Raw genomic sequence first — 24,452 nt, 5'->3', positions numbered from 1 at the left:
TTGCGCACGGCAGCTACAATGCAAGCCGTTGCGCGTCGCGCAACGGTGGATACTGATATTTCGCAAACATCATGATCGCGACACGAATCCTGCGCCGGCCGCGCGTGCTGATCGTCGGCTGTGGCGACGTCGGCCTGCGCTGCGTCGCGCAATGGCGCGCACGCCGCGCCGACCTGCGGATCGTCGCGCTGACGAGCCATCCGGCACGGCGCGAAGCATTGCGCGCAGCCGGCGCGACGCCGATCGTCGGCGACCTCGACCACCCGTCCACGCTGCGGCGCCTTGCGGGCCTGGCGCCGCGCGCGGTCCTGCATCTCGCCCCGCCGCAAGCCGACGGCGCCGAAGACCGCCGCACGCGTGCGCTCGTCGCGGCACTGGCCGCGACCACGCGGCGAGCGTCGGCTCAGCCGGCGCCCGCCTACGGCAGACTGCGGCGCGAGCGTGCCGCGGCACGGCCGGCCGGCTCGCGTTTCCGGGCAGCGCGTATTGTACCCGAGGGGCTTCGCGCGCCCACGCTCGTCTATGCGAGCACGACCGGCGTTTACGGCGACTGCGGCGGCGCGCGCATCGACGAGACGCACCCGCTGCGCCCGGCCAATCCGCGCGCGTTTCGCCGGGTGTCGGCGGAGCGGCAACTGCGCGCCGCGACCGCGCGCGGCGTGCTGTCGGCGCGCATCGTGCGGATCCCCGGCATCTACGCGGCCAACCGGCTGCCGCTCGCGCGCCTCGAGCGCGGCACGCCGGCGCTCGTGCCGGAAGACGACGTCTACACGAACCACATCCACGCCGACGACCTCGCGGCGATCCTGCTGCGCGCGGCCGCGCGCGGCAAGCCGTCGCGCGCGGTGCACGCGTCAGACGATAGCGAACTGCGGATGGGGGAGTATTTCGACCGGGTCGCGCACGCGTTCGGCCTGGCGCCGCCGCCGCGCGTGAGCCGCGCCGACGCCGAGCGCCTGCTCGAGCCGACGCTGCTGTCGTTCATGCGCGAGTCGCGGCGGCTGTCCAATGCCCGGCTCAAGCGCGAATTGTGCGTGACCTTGCGCTATCCGACCGTAGACGATTTCCTTCAAACGCTCGCGCCCGGCGGCGGGTCAGGTCAGCGCGGGTAACGCCTCGATCAGCAGGAAGCACAGCAGCGCGCCGATCAGCGCACCGATCAGGTTCGGATGGTATTTGTGCTTGCGGTGCATGGCCGCCAGCAGCCCGCCGATCCCGATCGCGCCGACCGCGGCAAAGGCAAGTATCACGTACGACAATTCGAACGGTTGAGTGATTTGCATGATGTCTCCCCTGCATCGCTGTTCGTAACAGCTTGTAATTCGAGTATAGCGAGGGGAGACCATCGAACGGTCGTGCTGATTTTCCCTTACAGGGTTTTTACGGTGCGATGCCGCGCAACGCGGCCAGCTCGGTTTCGCTCAGCCATTGCCATGCGCCCGGCGTGAGCGTCGCGGGCAGCGTGAAGCCGCCGATGCGCTCGCGGTGCAGCGCTTCGACGCGGTTGCTCGCGGCGGCGACCATTCGTTTGACCTGATGATATTTGCCTTCGAGCACGGTGAGTGCGAGCGCGTGCGTGTCGCGGGCCTCGGCGGCGACCGCCGCGATCGGCTTCGGCTCGCCGTGCAGCTGCACGCCCGCGCGCAGCGCGTTCAGCTGCGCGTCGTCGAGCGGATGGCGCACGGTCGCGACGTAGGTCTTCGGCACCTTGCGCTTCGGCGACGTGTAAGCATGCACGAACTGGCCGTCGTCGGACAGCAGCAGCAGGCCGGTGGTGTCCTGGTCGAGGCGGCCGACGCACTGCACGCCGCGCGCGACGAGCGGCGGCGGCAACAGGCTGAACACGCTCGCGTGATGCTGCGGATCGCGCGAGCACTCGTAGCCGGCCGGCTTGTTCAGCGCGAGATACGCGCGTGCATGGAACGGCCATGCCGCGCCGTCGACCGTGAAGACGAGGCCGTCGGTGTCGAACGCGGCGTCGGGGTCCGTGCAGGGCGCGCCGGCGGCGCCGACCCGGCCGGCCTCGATCAGGCCGCGGCACTGGCGGCGCGAGCCGAAGCCCTGGGTGAAGAGAATGCTTTCGAGATCCATAGCGCGCGCATTCTATCAAGCGCCGGCCCGTCGCCGGCATGCCGGCGCGCGCGCTGGTAAGCTGCCGGAACGCCGCGGGCGGCGCGCCTGCCCGCGGCATCCGCTCATCTCTTACGGACAGGACATGACCTTCGATCTGCTCTCCCTCGGCCGCCGCGCGGCCGCCGTCGTACTCGCCGCGACCGTGTCGACGGCCGCGTTCGCGCATGCGCGGCCGGCGAACACCGATCCCGCCGCCAACGCCGCGCTGAGCGCCGCGCCGGCCGCCGTCACGCTCGATTTCACCGAGCCGCTCGAGCCGGCCTTCAGCTCGATCGTCGTCGTCGACGGTGCGGGCAAGACGGTGTCGGACGGCAAGGCGAGCGTCGACGCCGCGAACCGCAAGCGGATGACGGTGCCGCTGCCGGCGCTCGGAGCGGGCGCCTATTCCGTCAAGTGGGTGGCCGTCGCGGCGGACGGGCACCGCACGCAGGGCAGCTACCGCTTCAGCGTGAAGTAATCGCCGCGGCAGGCGGGCTGCGGCCCGCGGCCATCTTCCCCGCGACCGACCCGGAGACCCTCGCATGAACCCGGTGACCCTCGACGCCCTTGCCGATTTTCCGCGTCTGCTCGAAGCCCACTTCGCGGCGGTGCCCGACGGTTACGCACGCTGGACGCCCGGCGACTGGGAGGGCATTCCGAGCGAGCGTTTTTCTCCGCTCGGGCAGCTCTGTCATGTGCGGGACATCGAGATCGACGGATATCACGTGCGCTTGCGCCGGATGCTCGATGAGGATCGCCCGCGGCTCGTGTCGGTCGACAGCGATGCGCTCGCGCTCGAACGGCGCTACGACGACGCGCACGCGCCGGACGTGCTCGCCGCGTTTCGCGACGCGCGGCGCCGCACGCTCGAGCGCGTGTCGGTGCTCACGCCGGACCAGTGGGCGCGCACCGGCGAATTCGACGGCTATGGCGCGCTGACGGTGCGCGGGCTCGTCCATTACCTGAGCAGCCACGACCAGCAGCATCTGGCGGGGATGCAGTGGCTGCTCGGCAAAATCGACGCCGCACGGCACGCGCGCTGACGGCGCCGGATTGGATCGATTTCCTGGACAATCCATCCAGCCGCGGCCGGCTGACCGGCGCCCCATCCGTGCCTACACTCAGGACTTCGTTCAACGAGAAAGGAGTCAACCGTGGCCACTCATGCACTCGCAGACAAGGTCGTCCTGATCGCAGGCGGCGCGAAGAACCTCGGCGGCCTGATCGCGCGTGACCTGGCGAGCCACGGCGCGAAGGCGGTGGCGATCCACTACAACAGCGCGGCGACGCTGGCGCAGGCCGAGGAGACGGCGGCCGCGGTGCGTGCGGCGGGCGCCGATGCCGCGACGTTCCAGGCGGACCTGACGACGGCCGCCGCGCTCGAGCGGCTGTTCGACGCGGTCAAGCAGCGCTTCGGCAGGATCGACATCGCGATCAACACCGTCGGCAAGGTGCTGAAGAAGCCGATCGCCGAGATCACCGAGGCCGAGTACGACGAGATGTTCGCGGTCAACAGCAAGTCCGCGTTCTTCTTCATCAAGGAGGCGGGGCGGCATCTCGAGGATCACGGCAAGCTCGTCACGCTCGTGACGTCGCTGCTCGGCGCGTTCACGCCGTTCTATGCGGCCTACGAGGGCGCGAAGGCGCCGGTCGAGCACTTCACGCGCGCGGCCGCGAAGGAATACGGCGCGCGCGGGATCTCGGTGACGGCCGTCGGGCCGGGCCCGATGGATACGCCGTTCTTCTATCCGGCCGAAGGCGCCGATGCGGTCGCGTATCACAAGAGCGCGGCGGCGCTGTCGCCGTTCAGCAAGACGGGGCTCACCGACATCGAGGACGTCGTGCCGTTCATCCGCCACCTCGTGACCGACGGCTGGTGGATCACGGGCCAGACGATCCTGATCAACGGCGGCTATACGACGAAATAGGCGCCGAGCCAGGCTGCCGGGCGCGTACCGCACTGGCCGGTTTGCGTGGACAATGGGCAGGCGCGCGGGCATCACGGCCGCTCGCCTGTTTCATTTCCGGCGCCCGCCGCCCGAACGAACCCGCCTCTTCGCCGATGGACAAGCTGGATCAGGTCAGAATCTTCCTTCAGGTTGCCGAGATGGGCAGCTTCATCAAGGCCGCGCATGCGCTCGACGTGCCGCGTGCGACCGTGTCGGCGGCCGTGCAGCAGCTCGAGACGGGGCTCGGCACGCGGCTGCTGCATCGCACGACGCGGCAGGTGCAGCTGAGCGCCGACGGCGCGCTGCTGCTCGAGCGCGGCCGGCGCCTGCTCGCGGAAGCCGACGAACTCGATCGGCTGTTCCGCAGCCGCGACCGCGACGTGATCGGCCGGCTCAACGTCGACGTGCCGAGCCGGATCGCGCGCCGCGTGATCGCGCCCGCGCTGCAGTCGCTGTTCCGCCGTCACCCGAAGCTGCAACTGTTCCTCGGCTCGACCGACCGCTCGATCGACCTCGTGCAGGAGGGCGTCGACTGCGCGATCCGGGTCGGACGGCTCGCCGACAGCAGCCTCGTCGTGCGGCCGCTCGGGCAATTCGAGCTGGTCAACTGCGCGAGCCCCGACTACCTGCGTGAATGCGGCGTGCCCGCGCATCCGGACGCGCTGGCGCACGGGCACTGGGCGGTCGGCTACGCGTCGCCGGCGAGCGGCCGCGAGCTGCCGTGGGAAGTCTGCGCCGGCGGCGTCACGCGCGAGCTGGCGCTGCCGAGCCGCGTGATCGTCAACAACGCGGAGACCTACATCGCCAGCTGCCTCGCGGGGATTGGGCTGATCCAGATTCCGCGGTTCGACGTCCAGCACCTGCTCGACAGCGGCGCGCTGGTCGACGTGATGCCGGGCTATCGGGCCGCGCCGATGGACGTGTCGGCCGTGTATCCGCATCGCCGGCACCGGTCGCGCAGGCTCAATGCGTTCATCGAGTGGTTCGCGGAGCTGATGGGCGGGGCGCTGCGGGAGGGTGGGGGCGAGCGCTGAGCGCGCGCGGCCGAACCGCTCGTTCGGTGCGTTGCAGCGCGCGCCGGAAACAAAAAACCCGCGAAGCGGTGAGCGTTCGCGGGTTTCGACTACGGTTGGCGTATGACGCCGAAATCTGGTGCCCAGGGCCGGAATCGAACCGGCACGCCTTGCGGCGGGGGATTTTGAGTCCCCTGCGTCTACCAATTTCACCACCTGGGCTTGTTCGGGCCCGCGCATGCGGTTGTGCGCGGCGAAAACGCGGATTATCGCTGAAATCGCGGCACCGGGCAAGCCGCGTTGCGGTCGTTCACTGGCCGAGATAGGCGAACGCGCCGTGCCGGACGATCCCCATCACGCTCGCGCGCTGGTCGAGCCCGACGTGATCCTGGTCGCTCGTATTGACGACGCCGTTCGGCACCACCAGCTCGTGCGCGCGTTCGAGCTCGCGCCGCAGCGCCGCGCGGAACGCGGGGGTGCCCGGCTGCGCCGCCTTCAGCGCGCGGCCGACCGCGTCGGCGAGGCGTGGGTACACGCCTGCCGCATCGCCCGCGAACTGCGTGACCGTGCCGGCGCCGTATTTCGCCTCGTACGCGTCGACGAACGCGAGCGCGGCGCGGCGGGCCGGGTGGTCGGCCGGCAGCGTGCGCGCAACGACGACGGGCTGGGTCGGGAACAGCGTCCCGTCCACGTCCTTGCCGCCGAGCTTGATGAACTCCGGCGTCGCGATCCCGTGCGTCTGGTAGATCGGGCCCTTGTAGCCGCGCTCGATCAGCGTGCGCTGCGGCAGCACGGCCGGCGTGCCGGACCCGGCGACCAGGATCGCGTCGGGTTTCGCCGCGATCAGCTTCAGCGCTTGGCCGGTGACGCTCGCGTCGGTGCGGTTGAAGCGCTCCGCCGCGACCACGCGGATCTTGCGCAGCTCGGCGAAGCGCGTGAATTCGTTCAGCCAGCTGTCGCCGTAGCTGTCCGCGAAGCCGATGAAGCCGACCGTCTTCACGCCGCGGTTCGACATGGTGCGGGTCATCACGTCGGCCATCGCGCGGTCGCTTTGCGCCATCTTGAACGCCCAGGTGCGCGCGCCTTCCTGCGGCTCGACGATCGCGCCGGAACCCACCAGCGTGATCATCGGCGTCTGCGCATCCGCGACGGCGTCGAGCGCCGCGAGCGCGGCCGGCGTGATGTTCGGCCCGATCACGACGTCCACGCGGTCTTCCGCGACCAGCTTGCGGATGTTGCGCACCGCGGCGCCCGGATCGGACGCGTCGTCGAGCACCGTCACCTGCAGGTTCTGCCCGGCGATCGTCTTCGGCCACATCAGGATCGCGTTCTTGCTCGTGATGCCGATCGCGGCCGCGGGGCCGGTCGTCGACAGGTCGACGCCGACCTTCAGGTCCGCGTGCGCGGCGGCGCAGGCGAGGGCGAGGACGGCGCCGGCGGCGCGGCGCAGCAGCGGGGCGGAAAGCGGCATGCGTGAACCTCCGTCGGGCGGAAAAAAGGGGGGCAATGTGCGCCCCCGTCGTGATGCAGTCCGGTCAAAGTTCGTACGATTCGGCTTCGCCCTTCAGCGCCTGCTCGATCAGCTTGCGGTTCAGCGTCGGCGACAGCAGCTCGACGAGCGTATACACATAGCTGCGCAGGTACGCACCCTGCTTGAGCGCGACGCGCGTGACGTTGCTGCCGAACAGGTGGCCCACCGGAATCAGCCGCAGGTTGCGGTCGCGCTCCGGGTTGAACGCGATGTCGGCCATGATCCCGACGCCGAGGCCGAGCTCGACGTAGGTCTTGATCACGTCGGCGTCGATCGCCTCGAGCACGATGTCCGGCGACAGCCCGCGCAGCGCGAACGCATGGTTGATCTTCTTGCGGCCCGCGAACGCGTCGTCGTAGGTGATCAGCGGATACTGCGCGAGATCGTCGAGGGTCGGCGGCTTGCGTTCGAGCAGCGGGTGGTCGACGGGCACCACGGCCGCGTGGTGCCACTGGAAGCAGGGCAGCGACACGAGTTCCTTGTAGTCGGCGATCGCCTCGGTCGCAATCGCGAGGTCGGCCTGGTCGTGGATCACCATCTCGGCGACCTGCGTCGGGCTGCCCTGCAGGATCGACAGGTGCACCTTCGGGAAGCGCTTCTTGAATTCGGCGATCGCGGCCGGCAGCGAGTAGCGGGCCTGGGTGTGGGTCGCCGCGATCGTCAGGTTGCCCTGATCCTGCGCGGCGTAATCCTTTCCGACCCTTTTCAGGCTCTCGACCTCCTGGAGGATCCGCTCGACCGACGCGAGGATGATCCGCCCCGGTTCGGTGAGCGAACGCACGCGCTTGCCGTGCCGCGTGAAGATCTCGACGCCGAGCTCGTCTTCCAGCTCGATGATGGCCTTCGAGACCCCCGGCTGCGACGTGTACAGCGCCTTGGCAGCCTCCGTGAGGTTGAAATTCTGCCGGACGGCCTCGCGCACGAAGCGAAATTGGTGCAGGTTCATTTATAACCCTTTCGCATATCAACAGAATTTTTTAGTCGTTTGAAATATAAGGCGAGTTTATTACGATTCACCGGAGTTTTTCAAATATGGATATCTGTTTTCGTCATTAGCAATCCACCGGGCCGCCGATGATGGCCCGGCGCGGCGGCGAAACGGAGATTCGGGCGCGGCGTGGCTAGGACGTCGCGCGGTCAACACGAAAACCCTGGGGTCCCCGAATGTATCAGTACGACCAATACGACCAGACGATCGTCGACGAGCGCGTCGCGCAGTACCGCGACCAGGTGCGCCGCCGCTTGTCGGGCGAGTTGAGCGAAGACGAGTTCCGCCCGCTGCGCCTGCAGAACGGCCTGTACATGCAGCGTCACGCATACATGCACCGCATCGCGATTCCGTACGGCAACCTGCGCAGCGACCAGCTGCGGATGCTGGCCCGCATCGCGCGCGAGCACGACCGCGGCTACGGCCACTTCTCGACCCGCTCGAACATCCAGTTCAACTGGATCAAGCTCGAGGAGACGCCCGAGATCCTCGCGAAGCTCGCGTCGGTGCAGATGCACGGCATCCAGACGTCGGGCAACTGCATCCGCAACATCACGGCCGACCAGTTCGCGGGCGTCGCTCAAGACGAGGAGATCGATCCGCGCCCGTGGTCGGAAATCCTCCGCCAGTGGTCGACGTTCCACCCCGAGTTCGCGTGGCTGCCGCGCAAGTTCAAGATCGCGGTGTCCGGCTCGAAGGACGACCGCGCGGCCGTGCAGATCCACGACCTCGGCGTGTACCTGAAGAAGAACGCGCAGGGCGAAATCGTCGCGAGCATCCTCGCGGGCGGCGGCCTCGGCCGCACGCCGATCATCGGCGCGGTGATCAAGGAAGACCTGCCGTGGCAGCACCTGCTGACCTACTGCGAAGCCGTGCTGCGCGTGTACAACCGCTACGGCCGCCGCGACAACCTCTACAAGGCGCGCATCAAGATCCTCGTGAAGGCGCTGTCGCCGGCGAAGTTCGCGCAGCAGGTCGAGGAGGAGTGGCAGCACCTGAAGGACGGCCCGTCGACGCTCACGCAGGCGGAAGTCGACCGCGTGTCGCAGTACTTCCAGCCGCCGGTCTACGAGAAGCTCGCCGACACCGACGCGTCGTACGAGCAGCACCTGCTCGAGAACAAGGCGTTCTCGCGCTGGGTCGAGCGCAACGTCGCGCCGCACAAGGTGCCGGGCTACGCGGCCGTCACGCTGTCGCTGAAGAACCATCGCGTCGCGCCGGGCGATGCGACCGACGCGCAGATGGAGCAGGTCGCCGACTGGGCGGATGCCTACTCGTTCGGCGAGCTGCGCGTGTCGCACGAGCAGAACCTGATCCTCGCGAACGTGAAGAAGCGCGACCTGTTCGCGGTGTGGGAAAAGGCGAAGGCCGCCGGCTTCGCGACGCCGAACGTCGGCCTGCTGACCGACATCATCGCGTGCCCGGGCGGCGACTTCTGCTCGCTCGCGAATGCGAAGTCGATCCCGATCGCGCTGGCGATCCAGCAGCGCTTCGACGATCTCGATTTCGTGTACGACCTCGGCGACCTGTCGCTGAACATTTCCGGTTGCATGAACTCGTGCGGCCATCACCACGTCGGCAACATCGGCATTCTCGGCGTCGACAAGGACGGCGCCGAGTGGTACCAGGTGTCGCTCGGCGGCGAGCAGGGCACGGGCCACGACGGCGCGCGCCTCGGCCGCGTGATCGGCCCGTCGTTCTCGGCGGAGGAAGTGCCGGACGTGATCGCGAAGCTGATCGACACGTTCGTCGAGTCGCGCATCGACGGCGAGCGCTTCGTCGACACGTACGATCGCATCGGCATCGCGCCGTTCAAGGAGCGCGTGTATGCGGCGCGCCAGGCAGTGAACGCGTAACCAACCGGGTAGAAGGAATTAGCAGATGGCTTCGATTATCAAGAACCGCGCAGTGATCGACGATGCATGGCAGGTCGTGCGCGCGGCGGAAGACGGCGCGCTGCCCGCGGTCGACGCGTTGCCGGCCGGCAAGGTGCTGGTGCCGTTCGCGTTGTGGCAGGCCGAGCGCGCGGCGCTGGTCGCCGCAAAGACGAAGGACGAACTCGGCGTGTGGCTCGCGCCGGACAGCGAACCGGCCGATCTCGCGGCCGACTTCGGCGCGATCTCGCTGATCGCCGTCGAGTTCCCGCGCTTCGCGGACGGCCGCGGCTACAGCATCGCGCGCCTGCTGCGCGAGCGCCACGGCTGGACGGGCGAGCTGCGCGCGATCGGCGACGTGCTGCGCGACCAGCTGCTGTACATGTCGCGGGTCGGCTTCGATGCGTTCGCGGTGCGCGCGGACAAGGACATCCACGACGCGCTGAACGCATTCGGCGAATTCTCGCAGCGCTACCAGGGCGCGTTCGACGAGCCGGCGCCGCTGTTCCGCCGCCGCGGCGCAGCGACGCCCGACGCGAAGGTGAGCGCATGAGCGACGCCCACGCCACCCTGACGCCGGCGCTCGCCGCGAAGGTCGAACGGCTCGACGCGCTGCTCGCGCAGATTGCCGCGCGCCATCCGAACGTGAAGTTCGCGAGCAGCCTCGCGGCCGAGGACATGCTCGTCACGCACGCGATCCTGTCGAAGGGCGTGTCGATCGGCATCTTCTCGCTGAACACGGGCCGCCTGCACGCGGAGACGCTCGGCATGATCGACCGCGTGCGCGAACGCTACGGCTACGAGATCGAGCAGTTCCATCCGCGGCAGGACGCGGTCGACCAGTACGTCGCCGACCATGGCCTGAACGCGTTCTACGAAAGCGTCGAGCTGCGCAAGTCGTGCTGCCACATCCGCAAGGTCGAGCCGCTGAACCGCGCGCTCGCCGACGTCGATGCGTGGGTCACCGGCCAGCGCCGCGAGCAGTCGGTCACGCGCGCGGAGCTGCACGAGGAAGAGCAGGACGAGGCGCGCGGCGTCGCGAAGTACAATCCGCTCGCCGACTGGACCGAGGACGACGTGTGGGCGTACCTGAAGGCGTTCGACGTGCCGGTCAACCCGCTGCATGCGCGCGGCTACCCGAGCATCGGCTGCGAGCCCTGCACGCGCGCGATCCGTCCCGGCGAGGACAGCCGCGCGGGCCGCTGGTGGTGGGAATCGCGCGATACGAAGGAATGCGGCCTGCACATCACGATCACGCCGATTCCCGCGACGGCCGGCGCAAGCGCCGCGCACTGAGCGATACAAGACAGAATATTGCGCCGCCCGCGAAAGCGGGCGGCACGAACCCAGAAGAGAAGGACTGAAACCATGAGCACGACGCTCGAGCAATCCGCCTTTGCCTCGCCCACCGGCGACGCCGGCCGCATGGGCCACCTCGACTGGCTCGAAGCCGAGTCGATCCACATCCTGCGCGAGCTCGTCGCCGAGTGCAGCAAGCCGGCGCTGTTGTTCTCGGGCGGCAAGGATTCGGTCGTCGTGCTGCATCTCGCGCTGAAGGCGTTCGGCCTCGGCGCGAACCGCAAGACGTCGCTGCCGTTCCCGCTCGTGCACATCGACACGGGCCACAACTACGACGAAGTGATCGACTTCCGCGACCGCCGCGCGAAGGAGATCGGCGCCGAGCTGGTGGTCGGCCACGTCGAGGATTCGATCAAGCGCGGCACCGTCGTGCTGCGCCGCGAGACCGATTCGCGCAACGCCGCGCAGGCCGTCACGCTGCTCGAGACGATCGAGCAGCACGGCTACACCGCGATGATCGGCGGCGCGCGCCGCGACGAAGAGAAGGCCCGCGCGAAGGAGCGCATCTTCTCGTTCCGCGACGAATTCGGCCAGTGGGATCCGAAGGCGCAGCGCCCGGAACTGTGGAGCCTGTACAACGCGCGCCTGCACAACGGCGAACACCTGCGCGTGTTCCCGATCTCGAACTGGACCGAACTCGACGTGTGGCAGTACATCGCCCGCGAGAACCTCGAGCTGCCGTCGATCTACTACGCGCACCAGCGCGAGATCGTGCGCCGCAACGGCCTGCTCGTGCCGGTCACGCCGCTCACGCCGATGCGCGAGGGCGAGACGAGCGAGCTCGCGCAGGTGCGCTTCCGCACGGTCGGCGACATCAGCTGCACGTGCCCGGTCGAGAGCGACGCGGACGACGTCGAGAAGATCATCGCCGAGACGGCGGTGACCGAGATCACCGAGCGCGGCGCGACCCGGATGGACGACCAGGCGTCCGAGGCCGCGATGGAAACGCGCAAGAAGCAAGGTTATTTCTGAAGCACACGAGGACATTCATATCATGAGCATCATCGAGAACAACGAAGACCTCGGCGTGCTGCGCTTCATCACCGCGGGCAGCGTCGACGACGGCAAGAGCACGCTGATCGGCCGCCTGCTGTACGACAGCAAGGCCGTGCTGTCCGACCAGCTGTCCGCGCTGTCGCGCGCGAAGAACAAGCGCACGGTCGGCGACGAGCTCGACCTCGCGCTGCTGACCGACGGGCTGGAAGCCGAGCGCGAGCAGGGCATCACGATCGACGTCGCGTACCGCTATTTCGCGACCGCGAAGCGCAAGTTCATCATCGCCGATACGCCGGGCCACGAGCAGTACACGCGCAACATGGTGACGGGCGCGTCGACCGCGCACGCGGCGATCGTCCTGATCGACGCGACGCGCATCACGGTCGAGAACGGCGTCGTGCAGCTGCTGCCGCAGACCAAGCGCCACAGCGCGATCGTCAAGCTGCTCGGCCTGCAGCACGTGATCGTCGCGATCAACAAGATGGACCTCGTCGACTACAGCGAGGCGCGCTTCAACGAGATCCGCGACGCGTACGTCGCGCTCGCGAAGCAGCTTGGCCTTGCCGACGTGCGCTTCGTGCCGGTGTCGGCGCTCAAGGGCGACAACATCGTCGGCGCGAGCGAGCGCATGCCGTGGTACGCGGGCGAGCCGCTGCTCGACGTGCTCGAGTCGCTGCCGGTCGAGACGCAGGCGCATGACGCGCTGCGCTTCCCGGTGCAGTGGGTCGCGCGCCAGGACGGCAGCTCGGCCGACGATTTCCGCGGCTACATGGGCCGCATCGAGTCGGGCGAGGTGAAGGTCGGCGACGAGATCGTCGTGCTGCCGTCGAACCGCACCGCGACGGTCGCCGAGATCATCGCGCCGGTGCCGGGCGGCACCGCGGCGGTCGGCCAGGCGTTCGCCGGCCAGACGGTGACGATCCGCCTCGCGGAAGACGTCGACGTGTCGCGCGGCGACATGTTCGTCGCGCCGTCCGAGCCGGTCGCGCCGGCGAAGAAGCTCGAGGCGGATCTGTGCTGGTTCGACGACGCGCCGCTGTCGCCGCAGCGCAAGTACCTGCTGAAGCAGACCACCAGCACGGTGTTCGCGAAGATCGGCGCGGTCAAGCAGGTGCTCGACGTGCACACGCTGTCGCACGCGACCGACCGTCACGAGCTGAAGATGAACGACATCGGCCGCGTCGCGCTGACGCTGCAGAAGCCGATCGTGTGCGACACGTACGATGCGCATCCGGGCACGGGCGCGTTCGTGCTGATCGACGAGGCGACGCATCACACGGTCGCCGCAGGCATGATCCGGGCGTTTTCGGCGTAATCGGAACACCGCGCCGCCTGTCGGGCGGCGCGCTCCGATGCCGACGCGCGCAGGAAAGCGAAGCGATGAATATGGGCAAGGTATATCTGATCGGCGCCGGGCCGGGCGCGGCGGACCTCATCACGGTGCGCGGCGCGCGCCTGCTCGGCGAGGCCGACGTCGTGCTGCACGACGCGCTCGTCGAGCCCGCGATGCTCGACTACGCGCCGAACGCGCGCCGGATCGCGGTCGGCAAACGCTGCGGCCAGCGTTCGAGCGCGCAGCATTTCATCAACAAGCAGATCGTCGACGCGGCGCGCGAGCATGCGTGCGTCGTGCGGCTGAAGGGCGGCGATCCGATGCTGTTCGGCCGCGCGGACGAAGAGATGCGCGCGCTCGAGGCGGCCGGCATCGACTACGAGATCGTGCCGGGCATCACCGCGGCGCTGGCGGGCGCGGCGACGCTGAAGCGCTCGCTGACGCTGCGCGGCGTCGCGCGCAGCGTCGCGTTCGCGACGCACAGCCGCGCGCCGGGCAGCGACGAGATCCGCGAAGCGGCGCGCGCCGATTCGATCGTCTACTACATGGGCCGCGACAGCGCGCCCGGCATCGCGCAGGAACTGATCGACGCGGGCCGCGCGCCCGCCACGCCGGTGGCGATCGTCGAGGCGTGCAGTACCGCGCGCGAGCGCACGCTCACGCTGACGCTCGGCGGGATGGCGGCGGGCGACGCGCAGGCATGGCTCGATCCGGCCGAACCGAGCCTGCTGATGATCGGCGATGCGTTCGCCGAGCGCGCGCTGCCGGCGAAGGCCGGCGGGGCGATGCGCGACGCGGCCTGAGCGGGGCAGGGCGCGCGTCGGTGCATCGCCGACGTCAAAGGCGGCCCGAAACGAAAAAGCGCTGGCAGCTTGCTGCCAGCGCTTTTGTCTTATGCGGCGCCGGTTCGCGCTATGCGGTGTCGTTCGCCTGGTCGAGGCAATAGCGCGCGATCGCATCGAGCACGCCGTCGTCCTCGCCGACCGCGGTTGCGCAGCGGATCTCGACGCCCGGATGCGCGGCACGGCACGCGTCGACGAGCTGCGGCAGGTCGCGCCGGACATGGCCGCCCTGGCCGAAGAACACCGGCACCACGGTGATGCGTGTGCAGCCGGCCGCCACCTGCGCGGCGACCGCGGTGTCGAGCGACGGCGTCATCAGTTCGAGAAACGCGAGCGAAACCGGCGCAGCGGGCGCAGCCGCCCGCAGCCGCGCGGCAAGCCGCTCGAACGGCTCCGCCCAGCGCGGATCGCGGGCGCCGTGGCCGAACAGGACGATACCGTGCGTACCCATGTCGAACTCCGTCGCGGCGCCGGCGCTCAGTGCCGGTCGACCCATTTGAGCGCGAACAGGCCGAGCCCCAGGTAGAGCAGGCCGGGGAGCGCCGCGGTCAGCGGCGCAGGCCACGTGTTCAGCGTGCCGATGTGCGAGAACAGCGTATTGAGCAGCTGGAAGCTCATGCCGAGCATGATGCCGCCGAACACCTTCACGCCGACCACGCCCGCGCGCGTATGCAGGTACGCGAACGGCAGCGACAGCACCAGCATCACGAACACCGCGAACGGATACAGCAGCTTGCGCCAGAACGCGATGTCGTAGCGCTGCGTGTCCTGCTGGTTTTCCTTCAGGTGCTGGATGTAGCGGAACAGGTTGACGATCGACATGCGTTCCGGCGACACGAGCAGCACCGACAGGATCTGCGGCGTCAGGTCCGAGCGCATCCGGAACTCCGGCAGCGTGACCTGCTGCGACCGGTACACGGGGTTCAGCGCATCGGCGGGCTGGCCGCTGATCGGCTTGATCGGCGTCAGCTCCGTCTCGGTGACACCCGTCAGCAGCCAGTGGCCGGGCGGCTCGTAGCGGCCCGTCTGCGCGATGCGCAGGTTCTTCAGCTGGAATTTCGAGTCGAATTCGTAGATCCGCACATTGCTGATCGTCGAATCGGGCGACAGGCTGCCGACGTTGACGAAGCGCGTGACCGGCTCGCCGTTGTCGCCCGCCGTGAGCGTGTCCTTCACCCACACGCCGGACTGGAAGTTCGACGACACCGACGCGCCGAGCGCCTGCAGCCGCACGCGTTCGGACAGCTGGTCGGCATATGGGCCGACAAATTCGCCGATCAGGTAGGTGAGGATCACGAGCGGCACGCCGATCTTCAGCAGCGAGCGCAGCGCCTGGTTGGTCGCGAGGCCGGACACGCGGAAGATCGTGAATTCCGAGTTCGCGGCCATCTGCGCGAACACGTAGATCGCGCTGATCAGCGCCGCGACCGGGATGATCTCGTAGAAGCGCGACGGCGTCTGCAGCGCGACGCGCAGCACCGCGTAGCCGAACTTGTAGTTGCCGTGCCCGACCGAATTCAGCTCGCTGATCAGGTCGAAGAAGAAGAACAGGCCCGAGAACGCGAACAGGATGAAGACGAACGTGACGTAGATCTGGCGCGCAAAGTACTTTTCATAGAGCCGCATCGATCATGCTCCCGTCGAGCGGCTGAACAGCGCGCGTGAAAACAGCGGGCGGTTGCGCACCCGCAGCCAGAAGATGACGCCGACGAGCGCCGCGACGATCAGGTGCAGGCCGACGAGGCCGACGCCGAACGGCAGCTTGCCCTGCTCGATCTGCGCCTGCACGACGTTCAGCAGGTTCGAGTAGGTCAGATAGATCAGCACGGCCATCACGAGGTTGATCGTGCGGCTGCGGCGCGGGTTCTGGTATGCGAGCGGGATGCCGAGCACCATCAGGTTGATCGCGATCAGCGGCAGGCCTGCGCGCCACGCGAATTCGGCGAGATTCTCGCGGGTCGGGTTGCGCAGGAGTTCCGGCGTCGGCATGCCGGTGGTGGTGGTCGCGTTGACCACCGGCTTGCTCGTGATCTTCACGCCGTAGCGCTCGAACTCCATGATCTTGAAGTTCGGCTGGCCGGGCGTGCCGTCGTAGCGGCGGCCGTTCTCGAGCACGACGAAGCGGTCGCCGTCCTTCATCGTTTCGGTGTGGCCCGTCTGCGACACGACGACGTTGACCTTGCCGTTCTCGGTCGACGTCACGAACACGTTCTGCACCTTGCTCTGGTCCGGCGCCATCTTCTCGATGAAGAACACGCGGTGGTTCGACGTCGATTCGCGGAACTGGCCGGGCGCGAGCAGCGAGATCTCGTCGCGCTGCTGGAAGCGCGCCTTGATCATCTTGCTCTGCTGGTTCGACCACGGCCAGCCGACGAACGCGAAGAACGCGATCAGCAGCACGATCGGCGTCGCGAACACGCCGATCGGCTTGATCAGGCGGGTCAGGCTCACGCCGGACGCGAGCCAGACCACCATTTCGGAATCCCGGTACCACCGGGTCAGCACGAACAGGATCGAAACGAACAGCGTGACGACGAGCATCACGGCAAGGTAGCCGATCACGGTCAGGCCGATCAGCACGAGCACGTCCTTCGGGTCGATTTCACCGGACGCGGCATAGCCGACGATGCGGATCATCATCGTCGTGAGCATGATCGTGAGCAGCACCATGAACACGGCGCCAGCCGTATACGCAAGCTCGCGCTGGAGGGAGCGTTCGAAGATCATTCTTGATGAGAAGAGGGCGGGAGGCGATGCTCGCGCGGGCGGGCGTTCGCGCCGCCACGGGAAAAATAGCGGATAATTGCGGCTTTCATCCTTAGCCCAGATTTTATCCGAGGACAAGCGCGATGGACTTTAGCATAAAAGGCTGTGATTGGAGCAAAGGGGAGTCGAAGGGGTTCCTGACCGGGAAGTCCGACTGCATCGTGCTCGGCATCTTCGAGGCGCAGACGCTGTCGGGCGCGGCGCTCGACATCGACACGGCCACCAAGGGGCTGATCTCGCGCATCGTGAAGGCCGGCGACATGGACGGCAAGCGCGGCAAGACGCTGTTCCTGCACGAAGTGTCGGGCATCGGCGCATCGCGCGTGCTGCTGGTCGGCCTCGGCAAGCAGGACGCTTTCAACCAGAAAGCCTATAACGACGCGGTGACGGCCGCGTGGCGCGCGCTGCTCGCGACCAAGGTCGTTCAGGTCACCTTCACGCTGGCCCAGCTGCCGGTCGACGAGCGCAGCTCCGACTGGGGCGTGCGCGCGGCGATCCTCGCGCTGCGCAACGAGACCTATCGCTTCACGCAGCTGAAGAGCAAGCCGGAGCCGGCGTCGCATGCGCTCAAGCGCATCGTGTTCAGCGTCGATCCGGCCGACGAGAAGGCCGCGAAGGTCGCGGTCAAGCAGGCCGTCGCGCTCGCCAACGGGATGGATCTGACCCGCGATCTCGGCAACCTGCCGGGCAACGTCTGCACGCCGACCTACCTCGCGAACACCGCGAAGCAGATCGCGAAGGACTGGGGCCTGAAGGCCGAGGTGCTCGGCCTGAAGCAGATCCAGGCGCTGAAGATGGGCTCGTTCCTGTCGGTCGCGCGCGCGTCGGTCGAGCCGCCGCAGTTCATCGTGCTGCATTACCAGGGCGCCGCCGCGAAGGCCGCGCCGGTGGTGCTGGTCGGCAAGGGCATCACGTTCGACACGGGCGGCATCTCGCTGAAGCCGGGCGAGGGCATGGACGAGATGAAGTACGACATGTGCGGCGCGGGCTCGGTGCTCGGCACGATCCGCGCGGTCGCCGAGATGGGCCTGAAGATCAACGTCGTCGCGGTCGTGCCGACCTGCGAGAACATGCCGGGCGGCAACGCGACCAAGCCGGGCGACATCGTCACGAGCATGAAGGGGCTGACGATCGAGGTGCTGAACACCGACGCCGAGGGCCGCCTGATCCTGTGCGACGCGCTCACTTACGCGGAGCGCTTCAAGCCGGCCGCGGTGATCGACGTCGCGACGCTGACGGGCGCCTGCGTGATCGCGCTCGGCGGCCACAACAGCGGCCTGTTCTCGAAGGACGACGCGCTGGCGGGCGAACTGCTCGACGCGTCGCGGGAGGCGAACGACCCCGCATGGCGCATGCCGCTCGACGACGAGTACCAGGACCAGCTGAAGTCGAACTTCGCGGATCTCGCGAACATCGGCGGGCGTCCGGCCGGCGCCGTGACGGCCGCGTGCTTCCTGTCGCGCTTCGCCGAGAAGTACCCGTGGGCGCACCTCGACATCGCCGGCACCGCGTGGAAGGGCGGCGCCGCGAAGGGCGCGACCGGGCGTCCGGTGCCGCTGCTCGCGCAGTTCCTGATCGACCGCGCCGGCCAGTGATGGCGGGGCGGATGACGCGGCGGGCGTTCGGGCAATGACGCGGATCGATTTCCACACGAACGTCGGCGATTCGCTCGCCTACGCGTGCCGGCTGCTGCGCAAGGCCTACCAGGCTGGGCTGCCGGTCGTCGTGCTCGCCGAGCCCGCGCGCCTGCGCGCGCTCGACGAGCGGCTCTGGACGTTCTCGCCGCTCGATTTCATCCCGCATTGCGGGGTCGACAGCGCGCACGCGGCCGATACGCCGATCGTGCTGACCACCGATCTCGACAAGGCGCCGCATCATCAGGTGCTGCTGAATCTCGGCGCGACGGTGCCGGCGCAGTTCGCGCGCTTCGAGCGGCTGCTCGAGGTGGTCGGCAACGAGCCGGCCGAGCTGGCGGCGGGCCGCGAGCGCTACCGCTTCTATCGCGATCGGGGTTACGCTCTGAACAACCACAAGCAGGGCAGCTAGCCAACCCAGTCGACGGAGTATCCCCGTGGGGCAAGCCGAATCCAACTCCATCCCGACGCTGACCGACGTGCTGGTGCCGGGCAATCCGGCGCGCGCGCACCCGCGTGCGGGCGCGACCCCGCGCGACGACGCGGCAATCCCGGTGCTCACCGACGTGATCGCGCCGGGCGATCCGGCGCGCGCGGACGCGGCGGCTGCCGACACGCGGCCGGCTGAAGTCGAAGCCGACCCCGAAACGGTGACCGTCGAGCCGGTGCCGACGCCGCACGTGCCGGCCGTCGAACTGCCGGCACGTGGCGGTGCCGACCATCCGGTCGCCGGTGAGCAGGAAGCCGTGGCGGCGGCAGCGCTTGCCGCATCGGCGGCTGTTCATCAGGCGCCTGCGCCCGCGCCGGCCGCGCTGACGCCGGAAGACGCGCAGCGCATCGCCGAGCGGCTGCGCAATCGTCTGACGAGCTACCTGACCGGAGCGGGGCGGGAGGCGATCGAGGCGCGCTGCCGCGATGCGCTGCACGACCATACGGCATGGCTCGTCAGCCAGATCACGCGCGAGGTGGCGTTGGCGCTCGAAACCGAAGTGATGGAGTGGGTGCGGGACGCGGTCGACGAAGAGATCGCGCGCCGCGGGGCCGGGCATCCGGACTGAGCCGGCGCCCGTTTGCGGGCATTGGCGGGGCGGCCGTTATCTGAGCGACATCACCCAGGTTGCGAGCGTGTGCGCCTCGGCGCCCGTCAGTTGCGTGTTCGCGGGCATCGGCACATTGCCCCATACCCCGACGCTGCCTTTCACGATCGTCTGGGCGAGATAGTCGCCGGCGTCGCTGCGCGGCGCGTACTTGCTGGCAATATCGCGGAACGACGGGCCCATCAGCGGCTTGCCGACCGCATGACAGGCCATGCAGTTCTTGCGCTGCGCGAGCGCCAGGCCGTCGGCGTCGGCGGCGTGGGCCGCCGCGCTGCCGAGCAGCAGGGTCAGGATCGTTGCGCGCAAAATCGTCTGTTTCATGCAGTTCTCCGCCGGCAGGCACAGCCGGCATGACGTCTGCAAATTATAAAAGCAAAGGGCGCGCGCGTTTTTCGCGCGCCCGGCCCGGCGTCAGCCGGTCACGGCGCCCTGGTTCGCCGGGCGCGCGAGCGCCGCGAACTTCGCGAGCACGCCGCGCGTGTAGCGCGGCGCCGGCTGTTTCCACGCGGCGCGGCGGCGCGCCAGTTCGGCGTCGTCGACGTTCAGCTGCAGCAGCAGCGCGTGCGCGTCGATGGTGATCGAATCGCCTTCCTGCACGAGCGCGATCGTGCCGCCGACGAACGCTTCCGGCGCGACGTGGCCGACCACCATCCCCCAGGTGCCGCCCGAGAAGCGGCCGTCGGTGATGAAGCCGACCGATTCGCCGAGGCCCTTGCCGATGATCGCCGACGTCGGCGCGAGCATTTCGGGCATCCCCGGGCCGCCCTGCGGGCCGAGATACCGCAGCACGATCACGTCGCCCGCATTGATCCGGTCGCCGAGGATCGCGTCCATCGCGCTCTGCTCGTCGTCGAACACGCGCGCGGGGCCGGTGATGACCGGGTTCTTCAGGCCGGTGATCTTCGCCACCGCGCCGTCTTCCGCGAGGTTGCCCTTCAGGATCGCGAGGTGGCCTTCCTTGTACAGCGCCTGATCGATCGGGTAGATCACCTTCTGGTCCGCGCGCGGCACGCTCGCGACGTCCTTCAGTTCCTCGGCGAGCGTGCGGCCCGTGATCGTCATGCAGCCGCCGTGCAGCAGGCCCGCGTCGAGCAGGATCTTCAGCACCTGCGGAATGCCGCCGGCCTGGTGCAGGTCGGTCGCGACGTACTGGCCCGACGGCTTCAGGTCGCAGATCACCGGCACGCGCTTGCGGATGCGCTCGAAGTCGTCGATGCTCCACTCGACCTCGGCCGCATGCGCGATCGCGAGATAGTGCAGCACCGCGTTGGTCGAGCCGCCCGTCGCCATGATCAGCGACACCGCGTTCTCGATCGACTGCTTCGTGATGATGTCGCGCGGCTTCAGGTCGCGCTTCACGGCCTCGACCAGCACGCGCGCCGATTCGGCGGCCGAGTCGACCTTTTCCTGGTCCGGGTTCGCCATCGTCGACGAATACAGCAGCGACATGCCGAGCGCCTCGAACGACGAGCTCATCGTGTTCGCGGTGTACATGCCGCCGCACGAGCCGGTCGTCGGGCACGCGTTCTGTTCGACCCCTTCGAAATCCTCCTGCGACATCCGGCCCGCGGTGAACTCGCCGACCGCCTCGAACGACGACACGATCGTCAGGTCCTTGCCCTTCCAGTGGCCGGGGCGGATCGTGCCGCCGTACACGTAGATGCCCGGCACGTTCAGGCGGGCGAGCGCGATCATGCCGCCCGGCATGTTCTTGTCGCAGCCGCCGACCACCACCACGCCGTCCATCCACTGGCCCTGCACGCAGGTCTCGATGCAGTCGGCGATCACCTCGCGCGACACGAGCGAGTACTTCATCCCTTCGGTGCCCATCGACATGCCGTCCGAGATCGTCGGCGTGCCGAAGATCTGCGGGTTCGCGTCGGCGGCCTTCACGGCCGCGACCGCGGCATCGGACAGGCGCTGCAGGCCCGCGTTGCACGGCGTGATCGTCGAATGGCCGTTGGCGATGCCGATCATCGGCTTGTCGAAGTCTTCCTTCTGGTAGCCGAGCGCGTAATACATCGAGCGGTTCGGCGAACGGGCCACGCCTTGCGTGACGTTCTTCGAGCGGCGGTTGTAGGGCATGGGGGGCTCCATCCTTGTTTCGCGGGGACGTCGGCCGATACGGCCGCGCGCGGCGCACCGGTCCGGATGAGGCAAGGATGCAGTTTCCCTTTTGGGGTGTCCAATATATTATTCATCGCCTATTAGGTCGATTTTCATATGACTGACCCGACCCCCGACCTGCGCCAATGGCGCTATTTCGTCACGGTCGCCGAGGAGCGGCATTTCGGCCGCGCGGCGACGCGCCTGTCGATGACGCAGCCGCCGCTGTCGCAGGCGATCCGCGCGCTCGAGGACGCGCTCGGCGTCGTGCTGTTCGCCCGCACCAAGCGCTCGGTCGCGCTGACGGCGGTCGGCGCCGCGCTGCTGCCGGACGTGCGCAAGCTGCTCGAGGCGGCCGACGCGCTGCCGCCGCTCGCGCGCAGCCTCGCGCGCGGCGAGACCGGCTCGCTCGCGCTCGCGTTCGTGTCGACCGCCGATTACGGGCTGCTGCCGTCGCTGCTGCACGCGTTCGGCGCGCGCTACCCGAGGGTGCGCCTGCAGCTCGCGGAAGCGACGAGCGACGTGCAGATCGAGGAGCTCGTCGCGGGCCGCATCGATGCCGGGCTGATCATTCCGCCGGTGCCGCCGCGCCACGCGGCCGAGCTGTCGTACCTGCCGGTGGTGCGCGAGCCGCTCGTGCTGGCGATGCCCGCGACGGGATCGCCGGACGCGTCCGACGATGTGCCGGTGCGCTTCGCCGACGTCGCCGCGCTGCCGCTCGTGATCTTCCCGCGCCGTTTGGCGCCCGGCTTTTATGACATCATTACGGGCTGCTACGGTGCGGCGGGGGAGACCCCGCGCATCGGCCAGGAGGCGATCCAGATGCAGACGATCGTCAGCCTCGTGTCGGCCGGCATGGGCGTCGCACTGGTGCCGCAATCGCTGCGTAACCTGCGGCGCACCGGCGTGGTCTATCGGCCGCTCGCCGGCGGGGCGCCCGTCGTCGAGACGGGCCTCGTGTGGCGCACCGGCGACGTCAGTCCGGTGCTGGCCGGCTTCATCGACATCGTGCGTGCGCAGGCAAATACGCACGCATGACGCGAACGATGGCGCACCGGCGCCGTCCAACGCGCGGCGCGGCACGTTTGCATGCCGTCGCACCGCATTCGAAAACTTCACCGCTAACCCATGATCATTCACCCGAATTTCGACCCCGTTGCGATCCATCTCGGGCCGCTGGCCGTGCGCTGGTACGGGCTCATGTATCTCGTCGCGTTCATCGCGGCGATCGTCGTCGGCCGGATCCGCTTGAAGCTGCCGCATGTGGCCGCGCAGGGCTGGACCGTGAAGGACATCGACGACATGATGTTCTACGGCGTGCTCGGCACGGTGCTCGGCGGCCGCCTCGGCTACGTGCTGTTCTACAAGGCAAGCTATTACCTCGCGCATCCGCTCGACATCTTCAAGGTGTGGGAAGGCGGCATGTCGTTCCACGGCGGCTTTCTCGGCGTGACGCTCGCGATGGCGCTGTTCGCATGGCAGCGCAAGCGCCACTGGCTGGAGGTCACCGACTTCGTCGCGCCGATGGTGCCGACGGGGCTCGCGGCGGGCCGGCTCGGCAACTTCATCAACGGCGAGCTGTGGGGCCGCGTGACCGATCCGAATTCGCCGTGGGCGATGCTGTTCCCGGGCGCGATGCGCGACGACGCGGCATGGCTGCCGAAGCATCCCGAGCTGGTCGAGAAGTGGCACCTGACCGACGTGTTCATGCAGTACCAGATGCTGCCGCGCCATCCTTCGCAGCTCTATGAAATCGCGCTCGAAGGCGTCGTGCTGTTCTTCGTGCTGTTCCTGTTCGCGCGCAAGTCGCGGCCGATGGGCGCGGTGTCCGCGCTGTTCCTGATCGGCTATGGCCTCGCGCGCTTCACGGTGGAGTTCGCGCGCGAACCGGATGACTTCCTCGGCCTGCTCGCGCTCAACCTGTCGATGGGGCAGTGGCTGTCGCTGCCGATGATCCTCGCGGGCGTCCTGATGATGGCTTGGGCTTATCGCCGCCGCGCTGCGGCCGCGTGATGCGGGCCCGCGATTGACGCGTGCATCAACGAAAAACGCCGGCCTTCGGGCCGGCGTTCTTGCATTCGCGCTGCGGCGCGCGTTACTTCATCTGCACCGAGCCGTTGACCGTGACCGACACGGTCGCCTTGCCGCCTTCGACCGCGATCGGTGCGCTCATCTTCGCGCTGTCCATCGCGGGGGCGGCCATCGCCATCATGCGCGGATACGGCTGCACGTTGCGGCCGCCGCCGACGTTCACGTCGCGAATCGCATAGCTGTTGTAGCCGAACGCCTTCGCGGCCTCGTCGGCGCGCACGCGGAACGACTTGATCGCTTCGGTCGTGAGCTTCTGCTCGGCCGCGCGCTGCGCTTCCGGCGACAGCGAGAACTCGACGTTCGCGATCTGCATCAGGTTCGACAGCTGGCCCGCGAGCTTCGATGCCGCGGCGAAATCGCGCGATTCGAGCACGATCTCCGTGCGGCCGCGCCACGCGGAGATCTTGCCGTCGCGGTCGGTGCTCGGATAGACGGAGAACGCGCCCGTGTGCGCGGTGACGCCCGACACGCCCTTCGCCTGGGCGAGCGCCGCATCGGCGCGCTGGTTCAGCGCGGACGTCAGGCTGCCCGGGTCCTTCGCCTGCTGTTCGTAGAACAGCGTGATGTGGATGATGTCCTGCGGCACCTCGGCGCTCGCCTGCGACGACAGCGACAGCACGCCCGACGGCTCCGGAAAGTGCGGGTTGACGGCCTGTGCGCGCGCGGCCGGCGACGCGAGCGTCAGCGCGACGGGCACGGCGGCAGCGAGAACGAGCGACAGCGCGAGTGCGGATTTCTTGGTCATTGTTGGACTCCTTGTG

26 protein-coding genes and 1 tRNA gene are annotated in these 24,452 nt (G+C 68.5%); 16 read left to right on the top strand and 11 right to left on the bottom strand.

Annotated elements, in window-relative coordinates; genetic code table 11:
* Positions 1–71: 71 nt before the first annotated feature.
* Positions 72–1,112: an NAD-dependent epimerase/dehydratase family protein gene (locus HWY45_RS05615; RefSeq protein WP_059884004.1), complete on the top strand. Its 1,041-nt coding sequence runs from the start codon at positions 72–74 to the stop codon at positions 1,110–1,112.
* Here HWY45_RS05615 and HWY45_RS05610 read toward each other — a convergent pair.
* Together HWY45_RS05610 and HWY45_RS05605 are read right to left on the bottom strand one after the other, a co-directional pair.
* Positions 1,095–1,283 (bottom strand): hypothetical protein, encoded by a 189-nt coding sequence (locus HWY45_RS05610; protein WP_059810706.1) that lies wholly within the window; start codon positions 1,281–1,283, stop codon positions 1,095–1,097. The two genes, HWY45_RS05615 and HWY45_RS05610, sit on opposite strands and share 18 nt — an antisense overlap.
* 97 nt (positions 1,284–1,380) lie before the next feature.
* Positions 1,381–2,091: a pseudouridine synthase gene (locus HWY45_RS05605; RefSeq protein WP_059884003.1), complete on the bottom strand. Its 711-nt coding sequence runs from the start codon at positions 2,089–2,091 to the stop codon at positions 1,381–1,383.
* Positions 2,092–2,215: 124 nt separating this feature from the next.
* Between HWY45_RS05605 and copC the strand changes: the two genes are divergently transcribed.
* The 4 genes from copC (at position 2,216) to HWY45_RS05585 (ending at position 5,095) form a co-directional block, all read left to right on the top strand.
* The gene (gene copC / locus HWY45_RS05600) at positions 2,216–2,590 is read left to right on the top strand and encodes a copper homeostasis periplasmic binding protein CopC (RefSeq protein WP_059884002.1); all 375 of its coding nucleotides are present in this window, start codon (positions 2,216–2,218) and stop codon (positions 2,588–2,590) included.
* Positions 2,591–2,654: 64 nt separating this feature from the next.
* On the top strand, positions 2,655–3,155 hold the full coding sequence (locus HWY45_RS05595) for a DinB family protein (protein ID WP_059884001.1): 501 nt from the start codon (positions 2,655–2,657) through the stop codon (positions 3,153–3,155).
* Between the two features lie 111 nt (positions 3,156–3,266).
* On the top strand, positions 3,267–4,040 hold the full coding sequence (locus HWY45_RS05590) for an SDR family oxidoreductase (protein WP_059559292.1): 774 nt from the start codon (positions 3,267–3,269) through the stop codon (positions 4,038–4,040).
* Positions 4,041–4,174: 134 nt separating this feature from the next.
* The gene (locus HWY45_RS05585; RefSeq protein WP_059884000.1) at positions 4,175–5,095 is read left to right on the top strand and encodes a LysR family transcriptional regulator; all 921 of its coding nucleotides are present in this window, start codon (positions 4,175–4,177) and stop codon (positions 5,093–5,095) included.
* A 116-nt stretch (positions 5,096–5,211) separates the two neighbouring features.
* On the opposite strand, the gene HWY45_RS05580 is transcribed toward HWY45_RS05585, so the two are convergent.
* From HWY45_RS05580 to HWY45_RS05570, 3 genes are all read right to left on the bottom strand, one after another.
* Positions 5,212–5,296: transfer RNA gene (locus HWY45_RS05580), tRNA-Leu, on the bottom strand.
* An 88-nt stretch (positions 5,297–5,384) separates the two neighbouring features.
* A complete protein-coding gene (locus tag HWY45_RS05575; protein ID WP_059883999.1) occupies positions 5,385–6,545 on the bottom strand; it encodes an ABC transporter substrate-binding protein in 1,161 nt (386 codons plus the stop codon).
* Between the two features lie 64 nt (positions 6,546–6,609).
* A complete protein-coding gene (locus HWY45_RS05570; RefSeq protein ID WP_017333917.1) occupies positions 6,610–7,551 on the bottom strand; it encodes a CysB family HTH-type transcriptional regulator in 942 nt (313 codons plus the stop codon).
* 218 nt (positions 7,552–7,769) lie between these two features.
* On the opposite strand from HWY45_RS05570, the gene HWY45_RS05565 reads away from it, so the two are divergent.
* From HWY45_RS05565 to cobA, 6 genes are all read left to right on the top strand, one after another.
* Complete coding sequence (locus HWY45_RS05565; RefSeq protein ID WP_059810712.1) at positions 7,770–9,449, top strand: nitrite/sulfite reductase; 1,680 nt, start codon at positions 7,770–7,772, stop codon at positions 9,447–9,449.
* Between the two features lie 25 nt (positions 9,450–9,474).
* Entirely contained in the window at positions 9,475–10,020 is a 546-nt protein-coding gene (locus HWY45_RS05560) for a DUF934 domain-containing protein (RefSeq protein WP_059564418.1), read from the top strand.
* Positions 10,017–10,763, top strand: a complete 747-nt coding sequence (locus HWY45_RS05555; protein WP_059883998.1) for a phosphoadenylyl-sulfate reductase — start codon at positions 10,017–10,019, stop codon at positions 10,761–10,763. Before HWY45_RS05560 ends, HWY45_RS05555 begins: the two co-directional genes overlap by 4 nt.
* 72 nt (positions 10,764–10,835) lie before the next feature.
* A complete protein-coding gene (gene cysD, locus HWY45_RS05550; RefSeq protein WP_059883997.1) occupies positions 10,836–11,798 on the top strand; it encodes a sulfate adenylyltransferase subunit CysD in 963 nt (320 codons plus the stop codon).
* A gap of 22 nt (positions 11,799–11,820) precedes the next feature.
* Positions 11,821–13,137, top strand: coding sequence for a sulfate adenylyltransferase subunit 1 (locus HWY45_RS05545; protein WP_059883996.1), 1,317 nt, complete (start codon positions 11,821–11,823; stop codon positions 13,135–13,137).
* Between the two features lie 71 nt (positions 13,138–13,208).
* On the top strand, positions 13,209–13,958 hold the full coding sequence (cobA, locus tag HWY45_RS05540; protein WP_059564422.1) for a uroporphyrinogen-III C-methyltransferase: 750 nt from the start codon (positions 13,209–13,211) through the stop codon (positions 13,956–13,958).
* Between the two features lie 109 nt (positions 13,959–14,067).
* Here the strand turns inward: cobA and HWY45_RS05535 are convergent, their stop codons facing one another.
* The 3 genes from HWY45_RS05535 to lptF are packed head-to-tail and all read right to left on the bottom strand — an operon-like array spanning position 14,068 to position 16,724.
* On the bottom strand, positions 14,068–14,448 hold the full coding sequence (locus HWY45_RS05535) for a sirohydrochlorin chelatase (RefSeq protein ID WP_059884027.1): 381 nt from the start codon (positions 14,446–14,448) through the stop codon (positions 14,068–14,070).
* 26 nt (positions 14,449–14,474) lie between these two features.
* Positions 14,475–15,623 (bottom strand): LPS export ABC transporter permease LptG, encoded by a 1,149-nt coding sequence (gene lptG, locus HWY45_RS05530; protein WP_059564423.1) that lies wholly within the window; start codon positions 15,621–15,623, stop codon positions 14,475–14,477.
* A gap of 3 nt (positions 15,624–15,626) precedes the next feature.
* Positions 15,627–16,724: an LPS export ABC transporter permease LptF gene (lptF, locus tag HWY45_RS05525; protein WP_059564424.1), complete on the bottom strand. Its 1,098-nt coding sequence runs from the start codon at positions 16,722–16,724 to the stop codon at positions 15,627–15,629.
* A 122-nt stretch (positions 16,725–16,846) separates the two neighbouring features.
* Between lptF and HWY45_RS05520 the strand changes: the two genes are divergently transcribed.
* Genes HWY45_RS05520 through HWY45_RS05510 form a run of 3 tightly spaced genes read left to right on the top strand, consistent with a single transcriptional unit; the run spans position 16,847 to position 19,455 of the window.
* A complete protein-coding gene (locus HWY45_RS05520) occupies positions 16,847–18,358 on the top strand; it encodes a leucyl aminopeptidase (protein WP_059564425.1) in 1,512 nt (503 codons plus the stop codon).
* A 34-nt stretch (positions 18,359–18,392) separates the two neighbouring features.
* Positions 18,393–18,809 carry a DNA polymerase III subunit chi gene (locus HWY45_RS05515; protein WP_017333905.1) on the top strand — a complete coding sequence of 139 codons (417 nt, stop codon included), beginning with the start codon at positions 18,393–18,395 and terminating at the stop codon, positions 18,807–18,809.
* Positions 18,810–18,834: 25 nt separating this feature from the next.
* On the top strand, positions 18,835–19,455 hold the full coding sequence (locus HWY45_RS05510) for a DUF2486 family protein (protein ID WP_059810715.1): 621 nt from the start codon (positions 18,835–18,837) through the stop codon (positions 19,453–19,455).
* A 36-nt stretch (positions 19,456–19,491) separates the two neighbouring features.
* On the opposite strand, the gene HWY45_RS05505 is transcribed toward HWY45_RS05510, so the two are convergent.
* Both HWY45_RS05505 and ilvD read right to left on the bottom strand, forming a co-directional pair.
* A complete protein-coding gene (locus HWY45_RS05505) occupies positions 19,492–19,815 on the bottom strand; it encodes a c-type cytochrome (RefSeq protein ID WP_059810760.1) in 324 nt (107 codons plus the stop codon).
* A gap of 90 nt (positions 19,816–19,905) precedes the next feature.
* Positions 19,906–21,579, bottom strand: a complete 1,674-nt coding sequence (ilvD, locus tag HWY45_RS05500) for a dihydroxy-acid dehydratase (protein ID WP_059883995.1) — start codon at positions 21,577–21,579, stop codon at positions 19,906–19,908.
* Positions 21,580–21,717: 138 nt separating this feature from the next.
* Here ilvD and HWY45_RS05495 point away from each other — a divergent pair, with 138 nt between their 5' ends.
* Positions 21,718–22,638, top strand: a complete 921-nt coding sequence (locus HWY45_RS05495) for a LysR family transcriptional regulator (RefSeq protein ID WP_059883994.1) — start codon at positions 21,718–21,720, stop codon at positions 22,636–22,638.
* A gap of 90 nt (positions 22,639–22,728) precedes the next feature.
* Complete coding sequence (gene lgt, locus HWY45_RS05490) at positions 22,729–23,613, top strand: prolipoprotein diacylglyceryl transferase (RefSeq protein ID WP_059883993.1); 885 nt, start codon at positions 22,729–22,731, stop codon at positions 23,611–23,613.
* Between the two features lie 82 nt (positions 23,614–23,695).
* Here lgt and HWY45_RS05485 read toward each other — a convergent pair whose 3' ends face one another.
* On the bottom strand, positions 23,696–24,436 hold the full coding sequence (locus HWY45_RS05485) for an SIMPL domain-containing protein (RefSeq protein WP_059810718.1): 741 nt from the start codon (positions 24,434–24,436) through the stop codon (positions 23,696–23,698).
* Positions 24,437–24,452: the final 16 nt, after the last annotated feature.

The organism is Burkholderia stagnalis, from assembly GCF_902830275.1.
Taxonomy (GTDB): Bacteria; Pseudomonadota; Gammaproteobacteria; order Burkholderiales; family Burkholderiaceae; genus Burkholderia; species Burkholderia stagnalis.
This window is presented reverse-complemented; position numbering and strand designations above follow the sequence as displayed.